This window comes from Rhodococcus sp. 06-470-2, from assembly GCF_002258235.1.
Lineage (GTDB): Bacteria > Actinomycetota > Actinomycetes > Mycobacteriales > Mycobacteriaceae > Rhodococcoides.
This window is the reverse complement of sequence record NZ_NOYB01000032.1, coordinates 391,740-412,422: the sequence shown is the minus strand read 5'-3', so window position 1 is coordinate 412,422 and position 20,683 is coordinate 391,740. Positions and strand designations below refer to the sequence as shown.

The window sequence follows — 20,683 nt, the reverse complement described above, 5'->3', positions numbered from 1 at the left end:
AGATCGGAAAGGCCAGGCGCATGGCACTACTGAACGACAATTCGAGCGGAATGGACGACTTCGGTTACAAGGAGTCACTCGATCGAAGTCTCGGGAAATTCGCCAGCTTCGCCGCGGGAGTCAGTTACATCTCCATTCTCACCGGCACGTTCCAGCTCTTCTACTTCGGTTTCGGCACCGCCGGGCCGGCGTACCTGTGGTCGTGGCCTGCAGTGTTCGTCGGCCAACTCTGCGTGGCACTGTGCTTCATGGAGTTGGCCGCGAAGTATCCGGTGGCGGGATCGGTGTACAACTGGGCGAAGCTGTTGGGCCGCAGGATCGTCGGTTGGTCGGCGGGCTGGTTGATGCTCACGGCATCGATCGTGACACTGTCTGCCGTCGCTCTCGCTCTGCAGTTGAACCTGCCACGTATCTGGAGTGGGTTCCAGATCATCGGTGACGGCTCGGGTGCCACCGACTTCGCGGCCAACGCAGTGCTGCTCGGTGCGATTCTGATCGCGATCACCACCACGATCAATGCGCTCGGAGTCCGGCTGATGGCCATGATCAACAGTGCGGGCGTGTTCATCGAACTCATCGCTGCCGTTCTCATCGCGATCCTGCTCGCGGCCAACATCACTCGCGGGCCGGAGGTGTTCTTCTCGACCAACGGCTACGGAGCCGGCGAGAGCGGCGGCTACCTCGGTGCCTTCCTGGTCGCGTCGCTGGCGTCGGGTTACGTGATGTACGGATTCGACACCGCGAGCTCGCTCGGCGAGGAGACGGTCGAACCTCGGCGCACGGCCCCCAAGGCGATCTTTCGCGCCATCCTCGCCTCGTTCGTCATCGGCGGAGCCATCCTGGTGTTCGCCGTCATGGCCGCACCGGACCTGAACGATCCTTCCCTCGGCAGTCCCGACGGCAGCCTGCAGTCCATCGTCGAATCGGTGATGTGGGGCCCGCTGGGCACCGTCTTCCTCATCTGCATCGTCATCGCGGTCTTCGTCTGCTCACTGGCAGTGCACACCGCGGCGATCCGGCTCACGTTCGCCATGGCCCGAGACAACGCGTTGCCCTTCGGCGAGAGTCTGGCCAAGGTGAATCCGAAGACCCAGACCCCGGTGGTGCCCGCGGTGACCATCGGCGTGCTGGCCATCGTCATTCTCGTCGTCAATATCGGTCAGCCGCAGATCTTCACGGTCCTCACCTCGATCGCGATCATCATGATCTACCTCGCCTATCTGATGGTCACCGGTCCACTGTTGGTCAAACGAGTCAAGGGTGAGTGGCCGCCGGCAGATCTGAAGCCCGGCGGATACTTCACGATGGGCAGGTGGGGCCTGCCGGTCAACATCGCGGCAGTGGTGTGGGGCGCTGGAATGGCGATCAACCTCGCGTGGCCGCGCGAGGCCGTGTACGGAACCCCCTGGTACAACACGTTCGGAGCATTCGTCTACATCGGCGGCATCCTCGGCGTTGGCCTGCTGTGGTACGCAGTCAAGGGACGCAAGCACATCGGCACTCTGAAATCACATGCCTCCACGGGCAACTAGAAGGAGCGTGCAGTGACAGACACCCAGTTCGATTACGTCGTCGCAGGTGGCGGGACGGCGGGGTGCGTCCTCGCGGCACGTCTGAGCGAGGACCCCTCCGTCAGTGTCTGCCTCGTCGAAGCAGGGCCGACCGACGTCGGCGACAAGGCGATTCTCGAACTGGTGGAGTGGATGCACCTGCTCGACTCCGGCTACGACTGGGACTATCCCGTCGAGCCGCAGGAGCGCGGCAACAGCTTCATGCGGCACGCGCGCGCGAAAGTGCTCGGTGGCTGCTCCTCGCACAACTCCTGCATCGCGTTCCACCCACCTGCGGAAACCCTCGACGATTGGGCGGCGGCCGGTGCGACGGGGTGGGGCGCGTCGGACATCCTGCCGTACGTCGCGCGCGTGGAGAACAACGACACGGGCCGCGGACACGACGGCCCCGTGCGAATCCGCGACGTGCCGCCGAACGATCCGTGCGGTGCCGCAGTACTCGAATCGGCCGCCGGGATAGGTCTTCCCACGGTCGCATTCAACCGCGGAACGCCTGTACTCAACGGTGCCGGTTGGTTTCAGATCAATGCGGGAGAAGACGGCTCACGCATGTCGACCTCGCATGCGTACCTGCACCCGATCATCGGCTCACGGCCGAACCTCGAGGTGCGCACCGACTGCTGGATCAGCGAGATTCTGATCGACGAATCGCTGACCGCGACGGGTGTGCGATACCAGCGCCCCGACCTGACGGGCTACGACACCGTCTCCGCACGGCGCGAGGTCATCGTGACCGCCGGGGCCATCGACACGCCGAAGTTGTTGATGCTCTCGGGAATCGGACCGGCAGCCCAACTGCGCGAGATGGGAATCACGGTGCGAGTCGATTCTCCCGGTGTGGGTGAGAACCTCGACGACCACGTCGAAGGTCTGGTGTTCTGGGAGGCGAGCAAGCCGATGGTCACCACGTCCTCGCAGTGGTGGGAGATCGGGGTGTTCGCGCAGACCGACGACTCGCTGAACTACCCGGACGTGATGATGCATTACGGCAGTGTGCCGTTCGACATGAACACCCTCCGCTGGGGCTACCCGACCACCGACAACGGATTCTGCCTGACTCCGAACGTGACGCAGGGGCGCTCGCGCGGCACTGTTCGTCTGCGCAGCAGAGATTTTCGTGACCGTGCCAAAGTGGACCCGCGCTACTTCACCGATGCCGACGGCCACGACGACGCGGTGATGCTGGCCGGACTGAAGCTGGCGCGCGACATCGCCGCGCACGGTCCACTCTCGGAATGGATCGAGCGCGAACTCGCCCCAGGGCCCGAGGCCGTCACCGACGACGACCTGCTCGACTACGTGCACAAGACCCACAACACGGTCTATCACCCGGCGGGCACGGCGCGGATGGGCTCGGTGGACGACACCATGGCCGTGCTGGATCCGGAATTACGAGTCAAGGGAGTCTCGCACCTGCGCGTGGTCGACGCGTCGGCGATGCCGAAGCTGCCGTACGTCAATCCCAACATCACGGTGATGACCATGGCGGAGAGATGCGCCGACCTGATCCGTGGCGGATAGATCGGAGCTGGCCGATTTCCTCGGCGCGCATCCACCGTTTCAGGGCGCGCCACCGGCTGTGCTGGCCGAGGTGGCCGCGGCGGCCGTCGAACGCGAGTACGGCAGTGGCGCATGGGTTGTGGACCCTAGCCGGATGGACGTCTCGACCGATACCGACACCGTATGGGTGGTGCATACCGGGCGCGTGGTGATCATGCACCCCGACGCGACCTCTCCCACCGAGGTGCCGATCGACACCATCGGTGAAGGTGGAGTCTTCGGATTCTCGGCTCTGCTGTCCGGTGGAACTGTCGAATTCCGAGCGCGGGCACTCGAACCGAGTGTCGTCCTGCAGTTGCCCGGTGCACTGGTTCGGCCGTTGTTCGCAACGCCCACCGGTCTGGCGTTCCTGGCCGATGCCGTCAATTCGTCGTCTGCATACCGTGGGGGACCGGTCGAGGGTAGCGCCGGCCGCACCGTCGGTGAATTGCTTTCCGCCCCAGCGGTGTTCGTACCCGTCGGCACCACCGTTCGAGACGCCGTCCGGCACATGACCGATCAGGGCAGCTCGTACGTTCTGGTTCCGCTGCGTGGCTCGCGCCATGGCATATTCACCGACCGAGACCTCCGAATTCGTGTGGTGGCCGCCGGGATTGGAGTCGATACTCCGATAGAGCAGGTGATGACGGCACCCGCCGAGACCGTCACGGCGGACCGGCTGGCCGGCACCGTGCTGATGGACATGCTCGAACTGGGGCTGCGGCACATGCCCGTGGTGTCCGATCGGGGCGAGGTTCTCGGTGTCGTCGAGGATTCCGATCTGCACGCTGCCTCGACTCGACGCAGTTTCGTGGTGCGCCGAGCGGTGGCGTCGGCGTCGACCTCCGCCGAACTCGCCGACGCAGGCAGGCTCGTGCCCCGACTGGTGGTGGATCTGTTCCAGGGCGGAACCGATGCGATGGCGGTCAGCGCGATCCTCTCCGTCGTGGTGGACAGCATCGTCCGCCGTGCCGTCGAGATCGAATGGACTGCACGTCCGGACGTGCCGCGTGACCGATTCGCCTGGATCACTCTCGGCAGCGTGGCGCGTCGAGAAGCCATGCCCTCCTCGGACGTCGACAGTGCGCTGAGCTGGGCGGACACCACCGCCGACCCCGAGGTCCGAGGGAAAGCGAACGCGGTGCAGAGAACCCGCGACGAGGCGTTGATGGACTTGGCCGCCCGTGTGCACGAGAGCCTCGACGGTGCCGGGCTACCGTCGGACACCAACGGCGCGGTCGCGAGCTCACCTCGATTCGCACGCTCGGCCGGTCAGTGGGAACGCGCCGCGGCGCACTGGCTCAGCAACCCCTTCGGCCAACGTGGCAATCCGGCAGAGGACTCCGGCCTGATCATGTCCTCGCTGATGATCGACGGCAGAGTGGTGTGGGGCCCGAGAGAACTGCACACCGTGCCCGAGGCCTACCGCCGACTGCTGGTCGATCACCCCGACGCACTGCGGTTGCAGCTGCGTGATGCGCTCGCCGGCCGCGCCCGGCTGCGATCGCTACGCGACGTCCTGGCTCGGCGCGGCGGGACGTTCGATCTCAAGGCCCACGCGCTGACGCCCATCGTCAACCTCGCTCGCTGGGGTGGGCTGTCGGTCGGCATGGCCTCGGCCTCAACGCCGGCGCGACTCGCGGCGGCGTCGGGTAACGGCATGCTCTCCGAACGTGATGTCACTGCGCTGTCCGAGGTGTTCGCGCTGCTGCAACGGCTCCGACTGTCGCATCAGATCGACCAGATCACAGCGGGCCACCGCCCCGGCGACGTGCTGATCATGGCCGATCTGTCGCCGCTCGAACGAAGCCTGCTGACCGACGGCATCCGCGAGATCGCCGCGGTACAACGCCGCGTCGGCTACCTCGCGGCCAACGTCGGCGTGCATCGATGACCGCCAACGACCAGACTGTGTGCCGTGACCACCAATCCCGTGAGCGTTCCCACCCCGTCCACCGTCGAACACAATCGGTTGGCCGAATCGCCCGGAGTCAGCGGACCGTGGCGCCAGTGGGGTCCGTATCTGGCGGGACGACAGTGGGGCACAGTGCGCGAGGACTACTCCGAAGACGGGAACGCCTGGGCGTCGTTCCCGTTCGACCAGGCACACAAGCGGGCCTACCGCTGGGGCGAGGACGGGATCGGCGGAATCTGCGACCGCTTCGGATTCCTCAACTTCTCGTTCGCTCTGTGGAACCGCAAGGACCCGATCCTGAAGGAACGTCTGTTCGGCCTGGCCAACGAAGAAGGAAATCACGGCGAAGACGTCAAGGAGTACTTCTGGGCCGTCGACGGAACACCGACGCACAGTTGGATGCAGTGGCTCTATCGCTACCCGCACGCGGAGTACCCCTACGCCCACCTGCGAGAAGAGAACGCTCGACGCGGACGTGACGACCGCGAGTACGAGCTGGCCGACACCGGCATCCTCGACGAGAACAGATTCTTCGACGTCCAGGTCACGTACGCCAAGGCCTCGCCCGACGACATCTGCATCACCATCTCGATCACCAACCACGGCCCCGAGGCGGCATCGGTCGACCTGTTGCCGCACCTGTGGTTGCGCAACACCTGGTCCTGGGGACGCGACGAGCGGGGCGGAACACTGGCGCAGCTGAGCCCGCCGGACCTGATGGCCGGTGGACTCGAAGCGATCGCCGTCGATCACGGATTTCTCGGTCGGTACTACCTCAGTGCCGAAGGCACGCCGGCAGTTCTGTTCTGCGACAACGAAACCAATGCCGAAGCCCTGTGGGGGCAGGAGAACATCTCGTCCTACCCCAAGGACGGCATCGGCCGCCGAGTCGTCGCCGGGGAACTCGATGCGGTCAACCCCGAGCAGACGGGAACGAAGGCTGCGTTCTGGTATCGCTTCGACGACATCGCCCCGGGTGCAACGGAATCGGTCAGGCTGCGGCTCTCGCCCAACCGCCCGGACGAGCAGACGTTCGGGGCCGGATTCGATGCCGTCAACGTCGATCGCCAGGTCGAGGCGGACGAGTTCTACGGTGCCGTGATCGGTGCCGATCTCACCGATGTCGACCGGCACGTGGCACGGCGCGCGTACGCCGGCCTGTTGTGGACCAAGCAGCTCTATCGATACGACGTCGAGGAGTGGATCGAGGGCGACAAGGTCGGAGCTCCGGCACCGGACTCGCGGCAGGACCCGGGTGGGCGCAACGCGCACTGGCGTCACCTGGCATTGGCCGATGTGATCTCGATGCCCGACGAGTGGGAGTATCCGTGGTTCGCGGCCTGGGACCTGGCCTTCCACGCGATTCCGTTGGCGCACGTGGACGCCGATTTCGCCAAGGAACAGTTGGTGCTCATGTGCCGGGAATGGGCGATGCACCCCAACGGTCAACTGCCTGCGTACGAATGGGAGTTCGGTGATGTCAACCCACCCGTGCACGCGTGGGCGGCGTGGCACGTCTATCGCATCGACGGCTACCGGGATCGCGAATTCCTGGTGCGGGTGTTCACCAAGCTGCTGCTCAACTTCGCGTGGTGGGTCAACCGCAAGGACTCCGAGGGCTCGAACATCTTCGAGGGCGGATTCCTCGGCATGGACAACATCGGACTGTTCAACCGATCTGCACCACTGCCTCCCGGCTTCCGACTCGAGCAGTCCGACGCGACCAGTTGGATGGCGTTCTACTGCCAGCAGATGTTCAAGATCGCACTCGAGCTCGCGCGGCACGACAGCGCCTGGGACGACGTCGCGACCAAGTTCTTCTCGCACTTCCTCTCGATCGCGAAAGCCGTCAATTCGTTCGGTTCGCAGCATATTTCGCTCTGGCACGAGGAAGACGGCTTCTTCTACGACGTTCTCGTCCAACCTCAGGGCGATGCGGTTCCGATGCGGGTGCGATCGATGGTCGGCCTGCTGCCCATCCTCGGGGCCACCGAGATCCCGCCGTGGGTCGAGGAGGAATGCCCCGACCTCACCGCCCGTCTGCGTTGGGTTCAGCGTCGACGGCCGGAGATGGTCAGCCCACTGCTGGCTCGGCGTGAGGGCGGCGAGGTGCGGATGCTGCTCACGCTCGTCCAGCCCGAGCGTCTCAAGCGCATCCTCTCGCGGATGTTCGATTCCGAGGAATTCCTGTCGCAGTTCGGAATTCGATCGCTGTCGGCCTCGTATCGCGAGCCGGTGACCTTCGACGTCGACGGGCGAAGCCTGTCCATCGAATACGAGCCGGGGGAGTCGCGTACCGGAATGTTCGGTGGTAACTCGAATTGGCGTGGACCGGTGTGGTTCCCGGTGAACGTACTGCTTGCCGACAAGCTGCGCGCGTACGGCCGGTACTACGGCGACTCGTTCACCATCGAGATCCCCACCGGCTCGGGCAACCACCGCACCCTCACCGACGCCGCCGATCTGATCGACAACGGTCTCGCCGGACTGTTCCGGCCGGTGGACGGCAAGCGGCCCGCGGACGGCGATCGCATCGAGTCCAGTGCCGACCCGTTGTGGTCCGAGCATCCCAGTTTCAACGAGTACTTCGACGGAGACACCGGCGAGGGACTCGGGGCAACCCACCAAACCGGGTGGACAGCGCTGGTGGCGCACCTGCTCAGGCCGCGTCTGCCGCTCTGAGGGCCTGCGGCCCATGTGAGTGGAACTTCGTAGTGGGCTACGAAGTTCCACGCACATGCGGCGGAGCCGCATAGTCTGGCGGGATGAAGATTCGCGGCGCAGTACTCGAAGAAATCGGCCGATCTCGTCCCTTCGCGGACTCGCATCCCATCACCGTCTCGGACCTTGAGCTCGGTTCGCCGGGCGACGGCGAACTGCTGATCAGAATCGAAGCCGCGGGGCTGTGCCACTCGGACCTGTCGGTGGTCGACGGCAATCGAGTTCGTCCGGTCCCGATGCTGCTCGGCCACGAGGCCGCAGGCCGAGTCGAGGAAGTCGGACCGGGCGTCGACGACATCGCGATCGGTACCCGCGTCGTCATGACGTTCCTGCCGCGCTGCGGCGAGTGTGCCGGGTGCGCCACCGACGGTCAGATGCCGTGCATCACCGGTAGCGCGTCGAACAATGCCGGGACCCTGCTCGGCGGCGGCATCAAGTTGCACCGTGACGGGGAAGAGGTCAAACACCACCTCGGAGTCTCCGGATTCGCCACCCATGCGGTGGTGAGCCGAAAGTCCGTGGTGCCGGTCGAGGACGACATCCCGGCTGATATCGCCGCAGTTCTCGGTTGTGCGGTACTGACCGGCGGTGGCGCGGTGCTCAACGCCGGAACTCCGAAGCCCGGTCAATCGGTGATGGTGGTGGGTCTCGGCGGAGTCGGCATGGCCGCCGTTCTGACAGCCGTATCGCTGGGTGCAGGCGAGGTGATCGGAGTCGACGGAGTCCCGGACAAGCTCTCCACCGCAACCGATCTGGGCGCAACGCAGGTCTATTCACCGGCCGAGCTCGCCGAGAAGGGAATCAAGGCCGATATCGTGATCGAGGCGGCAGGCAACGCCCGAGCCTTCGAAACTGCCGTCGCTGCAACGGCTCCCGGCGGCAAGACCATCACCGTCGGTCTCCCGTCGCCCGACGCCCGCTCGTCCATCTCGCCGCTGGGCCTGGTGGCCGAGGCGCGCACGATCATCGGCAGCTACCTGGGCTCCGCCGTGCCGGCGCGCGATATCCCGACCTATGCCCAGATGTGGCGTGAGGGACGGCTTCCCGTCGAGAAGCTGATCTCCTCGAGAATCACGTTGGACGAGATCAACCGCGGCATGGACGAATTGGCCGACGGCAACGCGATCCGTCAGGTCATCGTCTTCGACTGAGCATCAGCTGTTGGCGGCGGTCGCGACCCACCGGCCGCGCTGCGTCGAGATCTCGATGGGATGGTCGAAACACTCACTGATGTTTGCGGTGGTCAGCACCGCGTCGACGGCTCCCTGCGCCAACACCTTTCCGTTGCGGATGAGCAGGGCGTGGGTGGTCGAGACGGGGATCTCTTCGAGGTGGTGCGTCACCAGAATGCTCGCCAGGCTCGGGTGCTCGGCCCGCAACGAGTCGAGCGCACCGAGGAGTTGTTCGCGGGCAGCGAGATCGAGTCCGGTGGCGGGCTCGTCGAGCAACAGCACTGCGGGGTCGGGGAGCAGGGCGCGCGCGATGAGCGCTCGGCCACGTTCTCCCTGGGAGAGCGTGTGCCACGATGCCTCGGTGCGATGGGCGACGCCGAGGGAACCGATCAACCGATGGGCACGGGCGATCTGGTCCTCGGTGGCCGACCATCTCGGGATCAGGTCGGGAGTGTTGGTCAGGCCGGTCAGCACCACCTGGAACAGAGTCAGCGGAGCCTCGACCGTCAGACGGGGATCGACGTGGCCGATGCGCGTCCGCAATTCGCGCATGTCCACCCGGCCGAGGCGATGACCGAGAACGTGCACGGAACCGTGCGTGGGATGCACCACGGCACCGAGCAAGCTGAGCAGAGTGCTCTTACCTGCGCCGTTCGCACCGAGCAACACCCAGTGCTCGCCCTCCTCGACCCGTATCGTGGCGTCGCTGAGCAGGTATCGGCCGCCGCGCACGAAATCGACTCGGTCGGCGAACAGGACGCTGGATGGCACCGGACGACCGTAGCTGCCGGTGCGGATCGCGGAGAAGTAGGCTCTGAGGTCGGTACAACCGACAAGACGACGAAACGAGTGTGGGTACGACGTGAGTGCAACGGCACCTGTTCGAGTAGGGGTACTGGGGTCACGCGGCAAGGTCGGTCAGGCAATCTGTGCCGCCGTCGAGGCGGCCGACGATCTCGAGCTCGTGGCGACCGTCGACCAGGGTGATCCGCTGGCGAATTTCGTCGACGCGAACGCCCAGGTGGTCGTCGATTTCACCCATCCCGACGTGGTGATGGACAACCTGCAGTTTCTGATCGAGCAGGGCATCCATGCTGTGGTCGGTACCACCGGTTTCGACGACCGGCGGCTCGAGCAGGTTCGCGAATGGCTGGCGGGATCGCCGCAGACGGGTGTGCTGATCGCGCCCAACTTCGCCATCGGTGCGGTGCTGTCGATGCGATTCGCGCAGCAGGCAGCGCGGTTCTTCGACTCCGTCGAGGTGATCGAACTGCACCACCCCAACAAGGCCGATGCGCCGTCGGGCACGGCGTATCGCACTGCCGCGCTGATCGCCGAGGCACGCGCCGCCGCAGGAACTCCGACGAGCCCCGATGCGACGACCACCGAACTCGACGGCGCACGTGGTGCCGACGTGGACGGCGTGCGGGTGCACTCGATCCGGCTCGCGGGACTCGTTGCGCACCAAGAGGTTCTGCTCGGCACGCAGGGGGAGACGCTGAGCATCAGGCACGATTCGCTCGACCGAACGTCCTTCGCGCCCGGAGTCCTTCTGGGAGTCCGCGAGATCGCCGGACGACCGGGGTTGACCGTCGGGCTCGATCCGCTGCTGGATCTGTGAGCTGATCGACGGTGAACAAGACGACGAAGGTGCTCGCCATCATCACGGTGATGGTGCTGATCCTCGGCTTCTACTTCTTCCTGCTCGGTCAGCGCGGTGTGACGCTGATCCAGAACGGTGGTGTGGCGAGCATCTCCCTGGGGATCGGGGTCCTGCTGCTGCCGATACTCGGGTTGTGGATCGTGTGGGCCACCTTGAAAGCCGGTTTCGACCATCAGAGGCTGGCATCGCGCATTCACGAGGAAGGCCTCGAACTCGACGTCTCGGACCTTCCGCGCAGACCGTCGGGACGCATCGAACGTGATGCCGCAGACGAGTTGTTCCAACGGATCAAGACCGAGTGGGAGAAGGATCCGGACAACTGGCGCAACTCGTACCGGTTGGCTCGTGCCTACGATTACGCCGGTGACCGCGGGCGGGCCCGCGAGACGATGAAGCGCGCCGTGGCACTCGAACGGAACGAGAACTGACCGTCGATGCCGCGCACCCTGCTGGTCGTTCATCACACCCCGAGCCCGCTCACACGTGAGCTGCTCGAGGCAGTGCTCGACGGCACACACGACCCCGAGATCACCGGCGTTGACGTTCGCAGTGTGCCTGCTCTCGGTGCGACCGTTCCGGATGTCCTCGGTGCCGACGGATTTCTCTTCGGAACGCCGGCGAACTTCGGGTACATGAGTGGGGCGCTGAAACACTTCTTCGACACCGTGTACTACCCGTGCCTCGGTGCCGTTGCCGGAAAGCCCTACGCCGCTTGGGTTCACGGCAACGACGACACCGTGGGTGCCGGACGGGCCATCGAGAAGATCGCGTCGGGTTGGGGCCTCGAGAAGGTCTTCGGGACCGTACACATTGCCGAGAGCGGCAAGCCCGCACGTGAACGCTGCTACGAATTGGGCGGAACCGTCGCGGCGGGGCTGTCCGACTGACGGTGGCGGTTTCCCGACGGGCTTCCACGTTGACTCGCGCGCCCCGAGAACTACGACGGTCCGTCCGACACCTGCGACGGCCGACGCCATCAGGTCCGTCCCGGGTCGCCACCGAATTCAGTCGGAATTGTCGGGGGAGTCGGCACGCAGAATCTCGTCGGCAGGAATCTGCAGCGGAATCTCGAGCAGCCGCTCCGGCCAGCTCGGATACGCGGGCCTGATCCACACCCGGTTGTCGTCGAGTTGTGTCATCAGCACCCGCCGCCAGGGCCAATCGTCATGCGGTGCGGACAGGTCCGTCTCCGGCTCGAGTGGTAGCGGGGCCTTCGTCCAGTGCGGCGCCGACAGCGATGCCAGCCCCCGATCCTCCAGGTGCTCGATTGCGCGCTCGATCGGAACGCCCCGAGCCACGGTGACCCCGACAGGATTGACGGCATCGACGAGATAGCCCTCGTCGTACTCGTCCCGCGTATTCGATTCGTGCGCGACGGTCCATCCGATCACTTCGCCGTCGGAGGCCCGTTTGACGGGCAGGCGACTGCGCCACCGTTCGATATCCACTTTCTCGAAGATACCCGGAGCCGATAGTGACTTCGGCACAGAAACTATTCCTGATTGTGAGCAGCCGGGGTGGTGCCCGTGTTTGACTGCTAGGGCTCGTACAAGTTTGTACCACTTTCTATTCCAAGGGATTTCGATGACCCTCCCCATTCTCGACCGGTCCAGAATCGTCGCCACACCCGAGTGGAGTCGCTGGTTGATACCCCCGGCGGCCCTGTCGATTCACCTCGCGATCGGGTCCGCCTACGCCTGGAGCGTGTTCAAGAACGCCATCTCGCAGCCCGACGCGCTCGGACTCAGCGGAACCGTCACCGCCATTCCGTTCCAGCTCGCCATCGTCATGCTCGGCCTGTCCGCGGCGATCTTCGGAACCCGCGTCGAGAAGAACGGTCCACGGTGGGCCATGGCCGTCTCCCTGGTCTTCTTCGTCTCCGGACTGTTGCTGTCCGCGCTCGGCATGGCCCTCGGACAGTTCTGGCTGGTGATCTTCGGCTACGGATTCGTCGGCGGCATCGGCCTCGGAATCGGCTACATCTCACCTGTCTCGACGCTGATGAAATGGTTCCCCGACCGGCCGGGTATGGCCACGGGAATCGCGATCATGGGCTTCGGCGGCGGCGCACTCATCGCGTCTCCGCTCACCAGCCAGCTGATGGTCAACTTCGGCGGCTTCACCGACGGTTCCATCGCCAAGACGTTCCTCACGCTGGGCGTCGGATACGCGGTGTTCATGGCTCTCGGTGTCGTGCTCATCAGAGTGCCGGCCGAGGGATGGAAGCCGGCAGGCTGGACCCCGCCCGCGTCGTCGTCGATGATCTCGACGCACAACGTCTCCGCCGCGAACGCAGTGAAGACTCCGCAGTTCTGGCTGCTGTGGGTTGTGTTGTGCTTCAACGTCACTGCCGGAATCGGCATTCTCGAACGCGGATCGGGCATCTATCAGGACTTCTTTCCCGACGCGACCTCGCCCGAATCCCTTGCTGCCGCAGCCGCCGGTTTCGTCGCGTTCCTTTCCCTGACCAACATGATCGGGCGGTTCGTCTGGTCCTCGGTCTCCGATGTGGTCGGTCGCAAGAACATCTACCGGATGTATCTCGGTGTCGGAGCGTTGCTGTACCTGTACATCGCGCTGTTCACCAACACCAACAAGATCCTGTTCATGGTCTCGGCTCTGTTGATTCTCTCGTTCTACGGTGCGGGTTTCGCGACGGTTCCGGCCTATCTCAAGGACCTCTTCGGTACGTACCAGGTCGGCGCGATCCACGGACGACTGCTCACCGCATGGTCGGTGGCCGGTGTGTTGGGGCCACTGATCGTCAACGCCATCGCCGACGCGGGTGAGCCGGGGACCACCGGCCGATACCTGCCGGCGTTCTACGTGATGATCGGCCTGCTGGTGGTCGGCTTCCTGGCCAACGAGGCGATCAAACCGGTCGCCTCCAAGTACCACGAATCCGATCACGCGGGTTCTGCAGCCACTACGGGAGTGAAAGCATGAGCGGCGTACAGAGGCAGGTCACGATGGCGGTCGCATGGGCGTGGGTCGGCGTGCCGTTCGCCTACGGACTGTACGAATTGATCCTCAAGGCGGCGAATCTGTTCAGTACCTGATTCGACGTGTCGGTGGGCCGTGACAGGCTGGCCCGATGCAGGAGTTGAGTGCCGCCGCCGCCCGTCGCACGGCCCTGGCCGCCCAGGGGCTGGCGTCGAGGCGGTCGCGTACTCGGCCGGCGAGCAGGGCCGCGGTGCACGCGGCGATCGACACCACCGGGTTGCTGCAGATCGACTCGGTGTCGGTGGTGGTTCGTGCGCACTATGCACCGGTGTTCAGCCGCGTCGGCGTGTACGACCGCTCGATCGTCGACGACGCCGCATGGACCGACACCGCTCGTCGGCCCCGTCGATTGGTGGAGTACTGGGCACACGAGGCCGCGCTGCTACCCGTCGAGGACTGGGCGCTGATGCGGTGGCGAATGGAGCTGTATCGACACGGGCGGTGGGGCGGAGCTGCCCACATTCTCGACCGTGAACCGACTCTCGCCGACGACGTCCTCGCGGTGATCGGCGACAACGGTGCGGCCAGCGCAGGTGAGATCGAGAAGCACCTCGAGGTGGACACACCCGGTCGCAAGGGGCCGTGGTGGGATCGCAGTGACGTCAAGGTCGTCTGCGAACAGCTGTTCGCGGCGGGCGTGGTGACCGTGCCGGCCCGGACGGGTTTCGTGCGCCGGTACGAGCTCAGCGAGCGGGTGATCCCGGACGACGTTCTGCGCAGGCGCGTCGACGAACCGGTCGCGGTACGTGCACTGATCGAGAAGTCCTCGCGGGCACTGGGAGTCGCCACCGAGCCGGATCTGAGGGATTACTACCGACTCTCGCAGAAGCAGGCCAAGGCGGCGATCGCCGAACTCGTCGAGGACGGTGTGCTCGAACAGGTGACCGTCCGAGGCTGGAACGCACCGGCATTCCTGCACCGCGAGGCCAGGACACCGCGAACGGCCACCGCTGCCGCTCTGCTGTGCCCGTTCGATCCGATGATCTTCTACCGGCCGCGGGTCCAGCGAATCTTCGACTTCCACTATCGAATCGAGATATACACCCCACAGCACAAGCGAGTTCACGGCTACTACGTGTTTCCCTTTCTGCTGGACGGGCATCTGGTGGCCCGACTCGATCTCAAGGCAGTGCGAGCGCGGTCCGAGCTGCACGTGGTCGCGGCCTTCGTCGAAGGCGACCGCAACGCGGGCGACATCGCGCCTCGACTGCGAGAGGTGCTGCGGGAGATGGCGGATTGGCTCGAACTCGAACGCGTGGTGGTGGGTGACCGGGGAGACCTCGTCGCCGCATTGCGTTGACCTTCGTCGGCTGGGTCGGGTCCCGCCGAAGTGCACTCGGGCAGAATCGGTGCCACTATTCGAACCGTGACTTCACGCCGGTCGGACACCGCCACGGAACTCCCACCCCAGGTCGTCGTCCTGTTCGGGGCGACAGGAGACCTGGCCAAGCGAAAACTGCTGTCCGGGATGATGCATCTGGCGCTGTCCGATCTCGCGCCGAACATCCGGGTTGTCGGAACCTCGCTCGAAGAGATGTCGACCGACGAATTCCGCGCTCTCGCTCGCGAATCGATCAACACCTACTCGAGCCGCAAAGTCGGCGACGAGCAGTGGAGTCGTTTCGCCTCGCGACTGACCTACGTGTCGCAGAAGGCAGGACCGGCGGCGCTGGGGGAGGCCGTGGCCGAGGCCGAGATCGAACTCGGAGGAAGCGCCAAACGGCTCCACTACCTGTCCGTTCCGCCGAGAGCTGCTCTGGCAGTGGTGGATACGCTCGCGTCGGCAGATCTGGTCAAGCGCTCCCGAATCATCATGGAGAAGCCGTTCGGCACAGACCTCGAGAGTGCGATCGCCCTGAACGCTCGGGTTCACGAGACGTTCGACGAGGATCAGATCTTCCGGATCGATCACTTTCTCGGCAAGGAACCCGCGCAGAACATCCTGGCCTTCCGCTTCGCCAACGGGTTGTTCGAGCCGATCTGGAATCGCAACTTCATCGATCACGTCCAGATCGACATCCCGGAGAAGCTCGCCCTCGACGGACGAGCCGGGTTCTACGAATCCACCGGCGCGTACAAGGACATGGTGGTCACCCACCTGTTCCAGGTGCTGGCATTCATGGCGATGGAACCGCCGACGGCGCTCGAACCCCGCGCCATCAGCGAGGAGAAGAACAAGGTCTTCCGGTCCATGATGCCGCTCGACCCGAAAAACGTTGTCCGGGGCCAGTACACGGGCTATCGCTCGGAGGAGGGTGTGGCCGCCGACTCCGACACCGACACCTTCGTGGCCCTCAAGTGCGAGATCGACAATTGGCGCTGGGCCGGAGTGCCCTTCTACCTGCGCAGCGGCAAACGCCTCGCCGAGGGGCAGCGCATCATCTCGATCGCGTTCAGGGAACCACCGAAGAGCATGTTCCCGGCCGGCTCGGGCGTGGGTGCGCAAGGTCCCGACCACCTGACCTTCGACCTCGCGGACGCCTCGAAGGTGTCACTGTCGTTCTACGGCAAGCGTCCAGGACCCGGTATGCGTCTGGACAAACTCAGCATGCAGTTCGCCATCCAGGAAACCGAGCGGGTCGGCGACGTCCTCGAGGCGTACGAACGGCTCATTCTCGACGCCATGTACGGCGACCACACGCTGTTCACCACGGCCGAGGGCATCGAGCGGCTGTGGCAGGTGTCGGAGCCGCTGCTCGCCGATCCGCCCCCGGTTCGTCTGTACGCACCAGGGTCGTGGGGTCCCAACGCAATCCATCAACTCATCGCCCCACACGCGTGGCGGTTGCCGTTCGAGCGGGAGTGGCGCGAGAAGAAGTAGGGCCAGCGCTCGCTCGAACTCCTGGGCTCAGTTGTTCCAGCCGCGTTCCTTGCGCATCTGATCGCGCAGTGCGCCCTGAACTGCTTGCGACAACCACGAATTGAGCGACACTCCGCTGTTGTTCGCGGCGTCCTCGGCACGTTCCTTGATCTGCTCGACCAGTCGCAGCGTGACCCGTCGCACCTCACCGGACACATCGTCCATGGTGGGGTAGTCCTCGGTGACGGGCTCCGCCGGATCGCCCTCGTGCAGACCGGGCACCGGGCTGTCGCGTCGAACATCGGCGTGCGCCTGCGTGCCGTCGAGACGAACGGTGACCGTATGTCCGTCCAGATCGTTCGAGACCTCGGCCGCGAAGTCGGACAGCGCGGTGAGCAGCATCAATCTGGCCGACGCTTCGGCCGTCTTTCCGAGAGCCTCCGCTGTCTGTCGGGTGTGCTCGTCTCCCAGGGCGGCCGCCGCGAGTAGATCCGTGCGCAGTGACGCGGTGTACTTGTCCAGTTCCATGACGCCAGTGTGACGCCATGAATGACGTCGGTCAAGGAGTGCTGGTGGCGTCACGTTTCCGCGCAGTGACGCCATCGCTCGCCGGGCATCGGTGCCGAGTTTAGGGTTGTGCGGTGTCAGCAGAAAACGAAGGTAGAGCTGTGCCGCGGACGGTTGCGTTGAGAGTGCAACTGGTCGCCCGAACCGAGTTCGTTCCGCCCGTCGACATCCCCTGGGAAACCGACGCGGACGGGGGACAGGCGCTGGTCGAGTTCGCCGGCCGGGCCTGCTATCAGAGCTGGTCCAAGCCCAATCCCCGGACCGCGACCAACGCGTCGTACCTGCGGCATCTGCTCGACGTCGGACACCTCTCGGTTCTCGAACACGCGAGCGTGAGCTTCTACATCACCGGAATCTCACGATCGTGCACGCACGAGCTGATTCGGCACCGGCACTTCTCCTACTCGCAGCTCTCGCAGCGATTCGTTCCCGAGCACGACGCCAACGTGGTTCTTCCGCCCGCAGTCGAAGGCGATCCCGAACTCGAGGCGCTGTTCGCCTCGGCTACCGAGGCCAGCCGGGCGGCCTACACCGAACTGCTCGGTGCGCTCGAAGGAAAGCTGGAATCGGTCACCAACGCCGCGCTGCGAGGTAAGCAGGCGCGTCAGGCGGCCCGGTCGGTGTTGCCGAATGCGACCGAGACGAGGGTCGTGGTGAGCGGAAACTACCGCGCATGGCGACATTTCGTGTCGATGCGAGCCTCCGAACATGCGGACGTGGAAATTCGACGTGTTGCCGTGGAATGTCTGCGTAAGCTCGTGGACGTGGCTCCGGACGTTTTCGGTGACTTCGAGATCTCGACGCTGCCGGACGGCACGGAAGTCGCCCGCAGCCCGTTCGTGACCGAGGTCTGACGACGAGGTTCGGTTGCCTCGAAGACCGGGTATGCACCGGCGGTGTCGGCGGGGAGTCCCGCTGCGCGAGAGTGGGCAAAGCACCGGGTAATCTGCTGCCATGACCTACGGTGACGCCGCTCCTTCCGTTGCGCCTGTGTTCGGTACGGTGCTCACCGCCATGGTGACCCCGTTCACAGCGGACGGTAAGTTGGACATCGATGCAGGCGTTCGGCTGGCACACCACCTCGTCGAGCAAGGCAACGACGGATTGGTTCTGGCCGGCACGACGGGCGAGTCGCCCACCACCACCGAGAACGAGAAGCTCGAACTTCTCCGTGCGGTGATCGCCGCGGTCGGCCATCGGGCTCGCATCATCGCCGGGGCAGGCAGCAACGACACCGCGCACAGCGTCGAACTCGCTCGTGATGCCGCTCGCGCAGGCGCGCACGGTCTTCTGGTCGTCACCCCGTACTACTCGCGGCCACCGCAGGCCGGTCTGTACGCGCACTTCACCGCGGTCGCGAATGCCACCGACCTGCCCGTGATGCTCTACGACATTCCGCCGCGATCGGTCGTTCCCATCGAGACCGAGACACTGCGTCGGCTGGCCGAGCATCCCCGGATCCTCGCGGTCAAGGACGCCAAGGGCGATCTGAACGCCGGTGCCGAACTGATCGCGTCGACCGGATTGCAGTTCTACTCCGGCGACGACCCGCTCAACCTGCCCTGGCTCTCGGTGGGTGCCACCGGCTTCGTCAGCGTCATCGGCCACCTCGTTCCGGCGCGTCTGCGTGAGCTGCACACCGCTTTCATGATGGGCGACATCGCACGCGCACAGGCGATCAACGTCAGCCTCATCCCGGTCATCCGTTCGGTCGCGCGCCTCGGCGGCGTCAGCGCATCGAAGGCCGGACTTCGCCTCATCGGACTCGATGTCGGCGAACCACGACTTCCCCAGGTGCCACCGAGCATCGACCACATCGAATTGCTCGCAGCAGAGCTGCGGGCGGCAGGAGTTCTTGTATGACACGACCGAACCGATCGCGCGGACGCGCAACCCGAAACGCCGGACCTCCCTCCGAGCGTCCGGCCCCGAAGCAGGGCCAACCGGCAGGATCCCGCCAGGGCAAGCCGATGGTGCAGAACTCTGCGCGCACTCAGCGTCCCGACAAGCGTCGTGAGTTCGATCCGACGGAGCGCCTCGGGACACCGCCGAAGGCCCCGTTCAAGGGCCTTCGGGTGGTCGCACTCGGCGGCATCGGAGAAATCGGTCGCAACATGACGGTGTTCGAGCATCAGGGAAAGATGCTGATCATCGACTGTGGCGTGCTCTTTCCCGAGGACCAGCAGCCCGGCGTCGACCTGATCCTGCCCGACTTCCGCCACATCGAGAATCGCATGGCCGACGTCGAGGCAGTGGTCCTGACGCACGGTCACGAGGACCACATCGGAGCAGTGCCGTTCCTGCTGCGTCTGCGTCCCGACCTGCCCGTCGTCGGATCCAAGTTCACCCTCGCACTCGTCGCGGCCAAGTGCCGTGAGCATCGCTTGCGTCCCAACCTCGTCGAGGTCATCGAGGGCCAGCACACCCAGCACGGTCCGTTCGACTGCGAGTACTTCGCGGTGAACCACTCGATTCCTGATGCGCTTGCCATCGCCATCAGGACCGACGCCGGTCTGGTGCTGCACACCGGTGACATCAAGCTCGATCAGCTGCCGCTCGACGGTCGCCTGACCGACCTGGCCGGCTTCTCACGGCTCGGCGACGAGGGCGTCGACCTGTTTCTGGTCGACTCCACCAATGCCGAGGTGCCCGGCTTCGTCACCCCGGAACGTGAGATCGGCGGAGTGCTCGACACCGTCATCGGCAAGGCGAAGCAGCGCGTCATCGTCGCGTCGTTCGCCAGTCACGTGCACCGCATCCAGCAGGTCATCGACGTCGCCGAGCGGTACAACCGCCGAGTGGCATTCGTCGGGCGGTCGATGGTCCGCAACATGCAGATCGCTCAGGACCTCGGTTACCTGCGTGTGCCCGACGGCCTCGAGGTCAATGTCGACACGGCCGCAACACTTCCCGACGACCGGTTGGTGCTCATCTCCACCGGCTCGCAGGGCGAGCCGTTGTCGGCGCTGTCCCGGATGGCTCGCGGCGAGCACCGCCAGATCAACGTCAAGGCGAACGACCTCGTGGTGCTGGCGTCCTCGCTGATTCCGGGTAACGAGAACTCGGTGTTCGCAGTGGTCAACGGCCTCGCCAAGCGGGGTGCGACCGTCGTGACGCAGCAGAATGCGAAGGTTCACGTCTCGGGCCATGCCTCGGCGGGCGAGCTGCTGTACCTCTACAACGCGGTGCGGCCCACCAATGCCATGCCGGTACACGGCGAGTGGCGTCACCTGCGCGCCAACGCGGCGCTGGCCAAGGCGACGGGTGTCCCCGAGGAACGCGTGGTGCTGGCCGAGGACGGCGTGGTGGTCGACATGGTCGACGGTCTCGCCGAGATCGTCGGACAGGTGCCCGTGGGGCATGTGTACGTCGACGGCCTCTCGGTCGGTGACGTCGGCGATTCGACGCTCTCCGATCGATTGGTACTGGGCGAGGGCGGATTCATCGCGATCAGCGTTGCCGTCGACTCGGCCACCGGACGTGCGGTGACCGCACCCGAGGTGTCCGGTCGCGGATTCTCCGACGATCCGGCCGCACTCAAGGAGGCCGGTCAACTCGTCGAGTCGGAGTTGCAGCGGTTGGCCTCCGACAACGTGTCCGATACGCATCGCATCGCGCAGGCCGTGCGCCGCGTGGTCGGTCGGTGGGTGGCGGACAAGTATCGCCGCAAGCCGATGATCGTTCCGACGATCATCGCGGTCAAGCCGCAGCCGCAGTCGAACTAGGCACGCC

General features: G+C 65.2%; 18 protein-coding genes. 15 read left to right on the top strand and 3 right to left on the bottom strand.

All coding sequences use genetic code 11. From position 1 onward, the window contains the following. Window positions 1-20: 20 nt before the first annotated feature. From CH276_RS17530 to CH276_RS17510, 5 genes are all read left to right on the top strand, one after another. Window positions 21-1,532, top strand: coding sequence for an APC family permease (locus CH276_RS17530; protein WP_032397867.1), 1,512 nt, complete (start codon window positions 21-23; stop codon window positions 1,530-1,532). Between the two features lie 12 nt (window positions 1,533-1,544). After that, window positions 1,545-3,092: a GMC family oxidoreductase gene (locus tag CH276_RS17525; protein WP_094631739.1), complete on the top strand. Its 1,548-nt coding sequence runs from the start codon at window positions 1,545-1,547 to the stop codon at window positions 3,090-3,092. Further along, the gene (locus CH276_RS17520; protein WP_094631738.1) at window positions 3,082-5,004 is read left to right on the top strand and encodes a putative nucleotidyltransferase substrate binding domain-containing protein; all 1,923 of its coding nucleotides are present in this window, start codon (window positions 3,082-3,084) and stop codon (window positions 5,002-5,004) included. Before CH276_RS17525 ends, CH276_RS17520 begins: the two co-directional genes overlap by 11 nt. Before the next feature lie 24 nt (window positions 5,005-5,028). After that, window positions 5,029-7,707 (top strand): MGH1-like glycoside hydrolase domain-containing protein, encoded by a 2,679-nt coding sequence (locus CH276_RS17515; RefSeq protein WP_254924383.1) that lies wholly within the window; start codon window positions 5,029-5,031, stop codon window positions 7,705-7,707. Window positions 7,708-7,790: 83 nt separating this feature from the next. Beyond that, complete coding sequence (locus tag CH276_RS17510; RefSeq protein WP_094631737.1) at window positions 7,791-8,897, top strand: alcohol dehydrogenase catalytic domain-containing protein; 1,107 nt, start codon at window positions 7,791-7,793, stop codon at window positions 8,895-8,897. Window positions 8,898-8,900: 3 nt separating this feature from the next. Here CH276_RS17510 and CH276_RS17505 read toward each other — a convergent pair whose 3' ends face one another. Continuing rightward, entirely contained in the window at window positions 8,901-9,689 is a 789-nt protein-coding gene (locus CH276_RS17505) for an ABC transporter ATP-binding protein (protein WP_094631736.1), read from the bottom strand. Window positions 9,690-9,780: 91 nt separating this feature from the next. Between CH276_RS17505 and dapB the strand changes: the two genes are divergently transcribed. From dapB to CH276_RS17490, 3 genes are read left to right on the top strand one after another with little or no spacing between them, the layout of a single operon-like run. Continuing rightward, a complete protein-coding gene (gene dapB, locus CH276_RS17500) occupies window positions 9,781-10,539 on the top strand; it encodes a 4-hydroxy-tetrahydrodipicolinate reductase (RefSeq protein ID WP_032397872.1) in 759 nt (252 codons plus the stop codon). A 50-nt stretch (window positions 10,540-10,589) separates the two neighbouring features. Then, the gene (locus CH276_RS17495) at window positions 10,590-11,009 is read left to right on the top strand and encodes a hypothetical protein (RefSeq protein WP_052050479.1); all 420 of its coding nucleotides are present in this window, start codon (window positions 10,590-10,592) and stop codon (window positions 11,007-11,009) included. Window positions 11,010-11,015: 6 nt separating this feature from the next. After that, window positions 11,016-11,468, top strand: a complete 453-nt coding sequence (locus tag CH276_RS17490) for a flavodoxin family protein (RefSeq protein WP_032397874.1) — start codon at window positions 11,016-11,018, stop codon at window positions 11,466-11,468. Between the two features lie 117 nt (window positions 11,469-11,585). Here the strand turns inward: CH276_RS17490 and CH276_RS17485 are convergent, their stop codons facing one another. Beyond that, window positions 11,586-12,068, bottom strand: a complete 483-nt coding sequence (locus CH276_RS17485; protein WP_254924382.1) for a hypothetical protein — start codon at window positions 12,066-12,068, stop codon at window positions 11,586-11,588. 97 nt (window positions 12,069-12,165) lie between these two features. On the opposite strand from CH276_RS17485, the gene CH276_RS17480 reads away from it, so the two are divergent. From CH276_RS17480 to zwf, 4 genes are all read left to right on the top strand, one after another. Then, the gene (locus tag CH276_RS17480; RefSeq protein ID WP_032397875.1) at window positions 12,166-13,527 is read left to right on the top strand and encodes an OFA family MFS transporter; all 1,362 of its coding nucleotides are present in this window, start codon (window positions 12,166-12,168) and stop codon (window positions 13,525-13,527) included. Continuing rightward, on the top strand, window positions 13,524-13,640 hold the full coding sequence (locus tag CH276_RS29370) for an MFS transporter small subunit (RefSeq protein WP_441344239.1): 117 nt from the start codon (window positions 13,524-13,526) through the stop codon (window positions 13,638-13,640). Before CH276_RS17480 ends, CH276_RS29370 begins: the two co-directional genes overlap by 4 nt. Window positions 13,641-13,675: 35 nt before the next feature. Then, window positions 13,676-14,884 (top strand): winged helix-turn-helix domain-containing protein, encoded by a 1,209-nt coding sequence (locus tag CH276_RS17475; protein WP_094631735.1) that lies wholly within the window; start codon window positions 13,676-13,678, stop codon window positions 14,882-14,884. Window positions 14,885-14,950: 66 nt separating this feature from the next. Beyond that, window positions 14,951-16,405: a glucose-6-phosphate dehydrogenase gene (zwf, locus tag CH276_RS17470; RefSeq protein WP_032398392.1), complete on the top strand. Its 1,455-nt coding sequence runs from the start codon at window positions 14,951-14,953 to the stop codon at window positions 16,403-16,405. Window positions 16,406-16,432: 27 nt separating this feature from the next. Here zwf and CH276_RS17465 read toward each other — a convergent pair whose 3' ends face one another. Further along, window positions 16,433-16,912, bottom strand: a complete 480-nt coding sequence (locus CH276_RS17465) for a hypothetical protein (RefSeq protein WP_094631734.1) — start codon at window positions 16,910-16,912, stop codon at window positions 16,433-16,435. A gap of 140 nt (window positions 16,913-17,052) precedes the next feature. Between CH276_RS17465 and thyX the strand changes: the two genes are divergently transcribed. The 3 genes from thyX (at window position 17,053) to CH276_RS17450 (ending at window position 20,676) form a co-directional block, all read left to right on the top strand. Next, window positions 17,053-17,805 carry an FAD-dependent thymidylate synthase gene (thyX, locus tag CH276_RS17460; protein WP_094631733.1) on the top strand — a complete coding sequence of 251 codons (753 nt, stop codon included), beginning with the start codon at window positions 17,053-17,055 and terminating at the stop codon, window positions 17,803-17,805. Window positions 17,806-17,905: 100 nt separating this feature from the next. After that, complete coding sequence (gene dapA, locus CH276_RS17455) at window positions 17,906-18,814, top strand: 4-hydroxy-tetrahydrodipicolinate synthase (protein WP_027496818.1); 909 nt, start codon at window positions 17,906-17,908, stop codon at window positions 18,812-18,814. A 107-nt stretch (window positions 18,815-18,921) separates the two neighbouring features. After that, window positions 18,922-20,676: a ribonuclease J gene (locus tag CH276_RS17450; RefSeq protein ID WP_094631819.1), complete on the top strand. Its 1,755-nt coding sequence runs from the start codon at window positions 18,922-18,924 to the stop codon at window positions 20,674-20,676. Window positions 20,677-20,683: the final 7 nt, after the last annotated feature.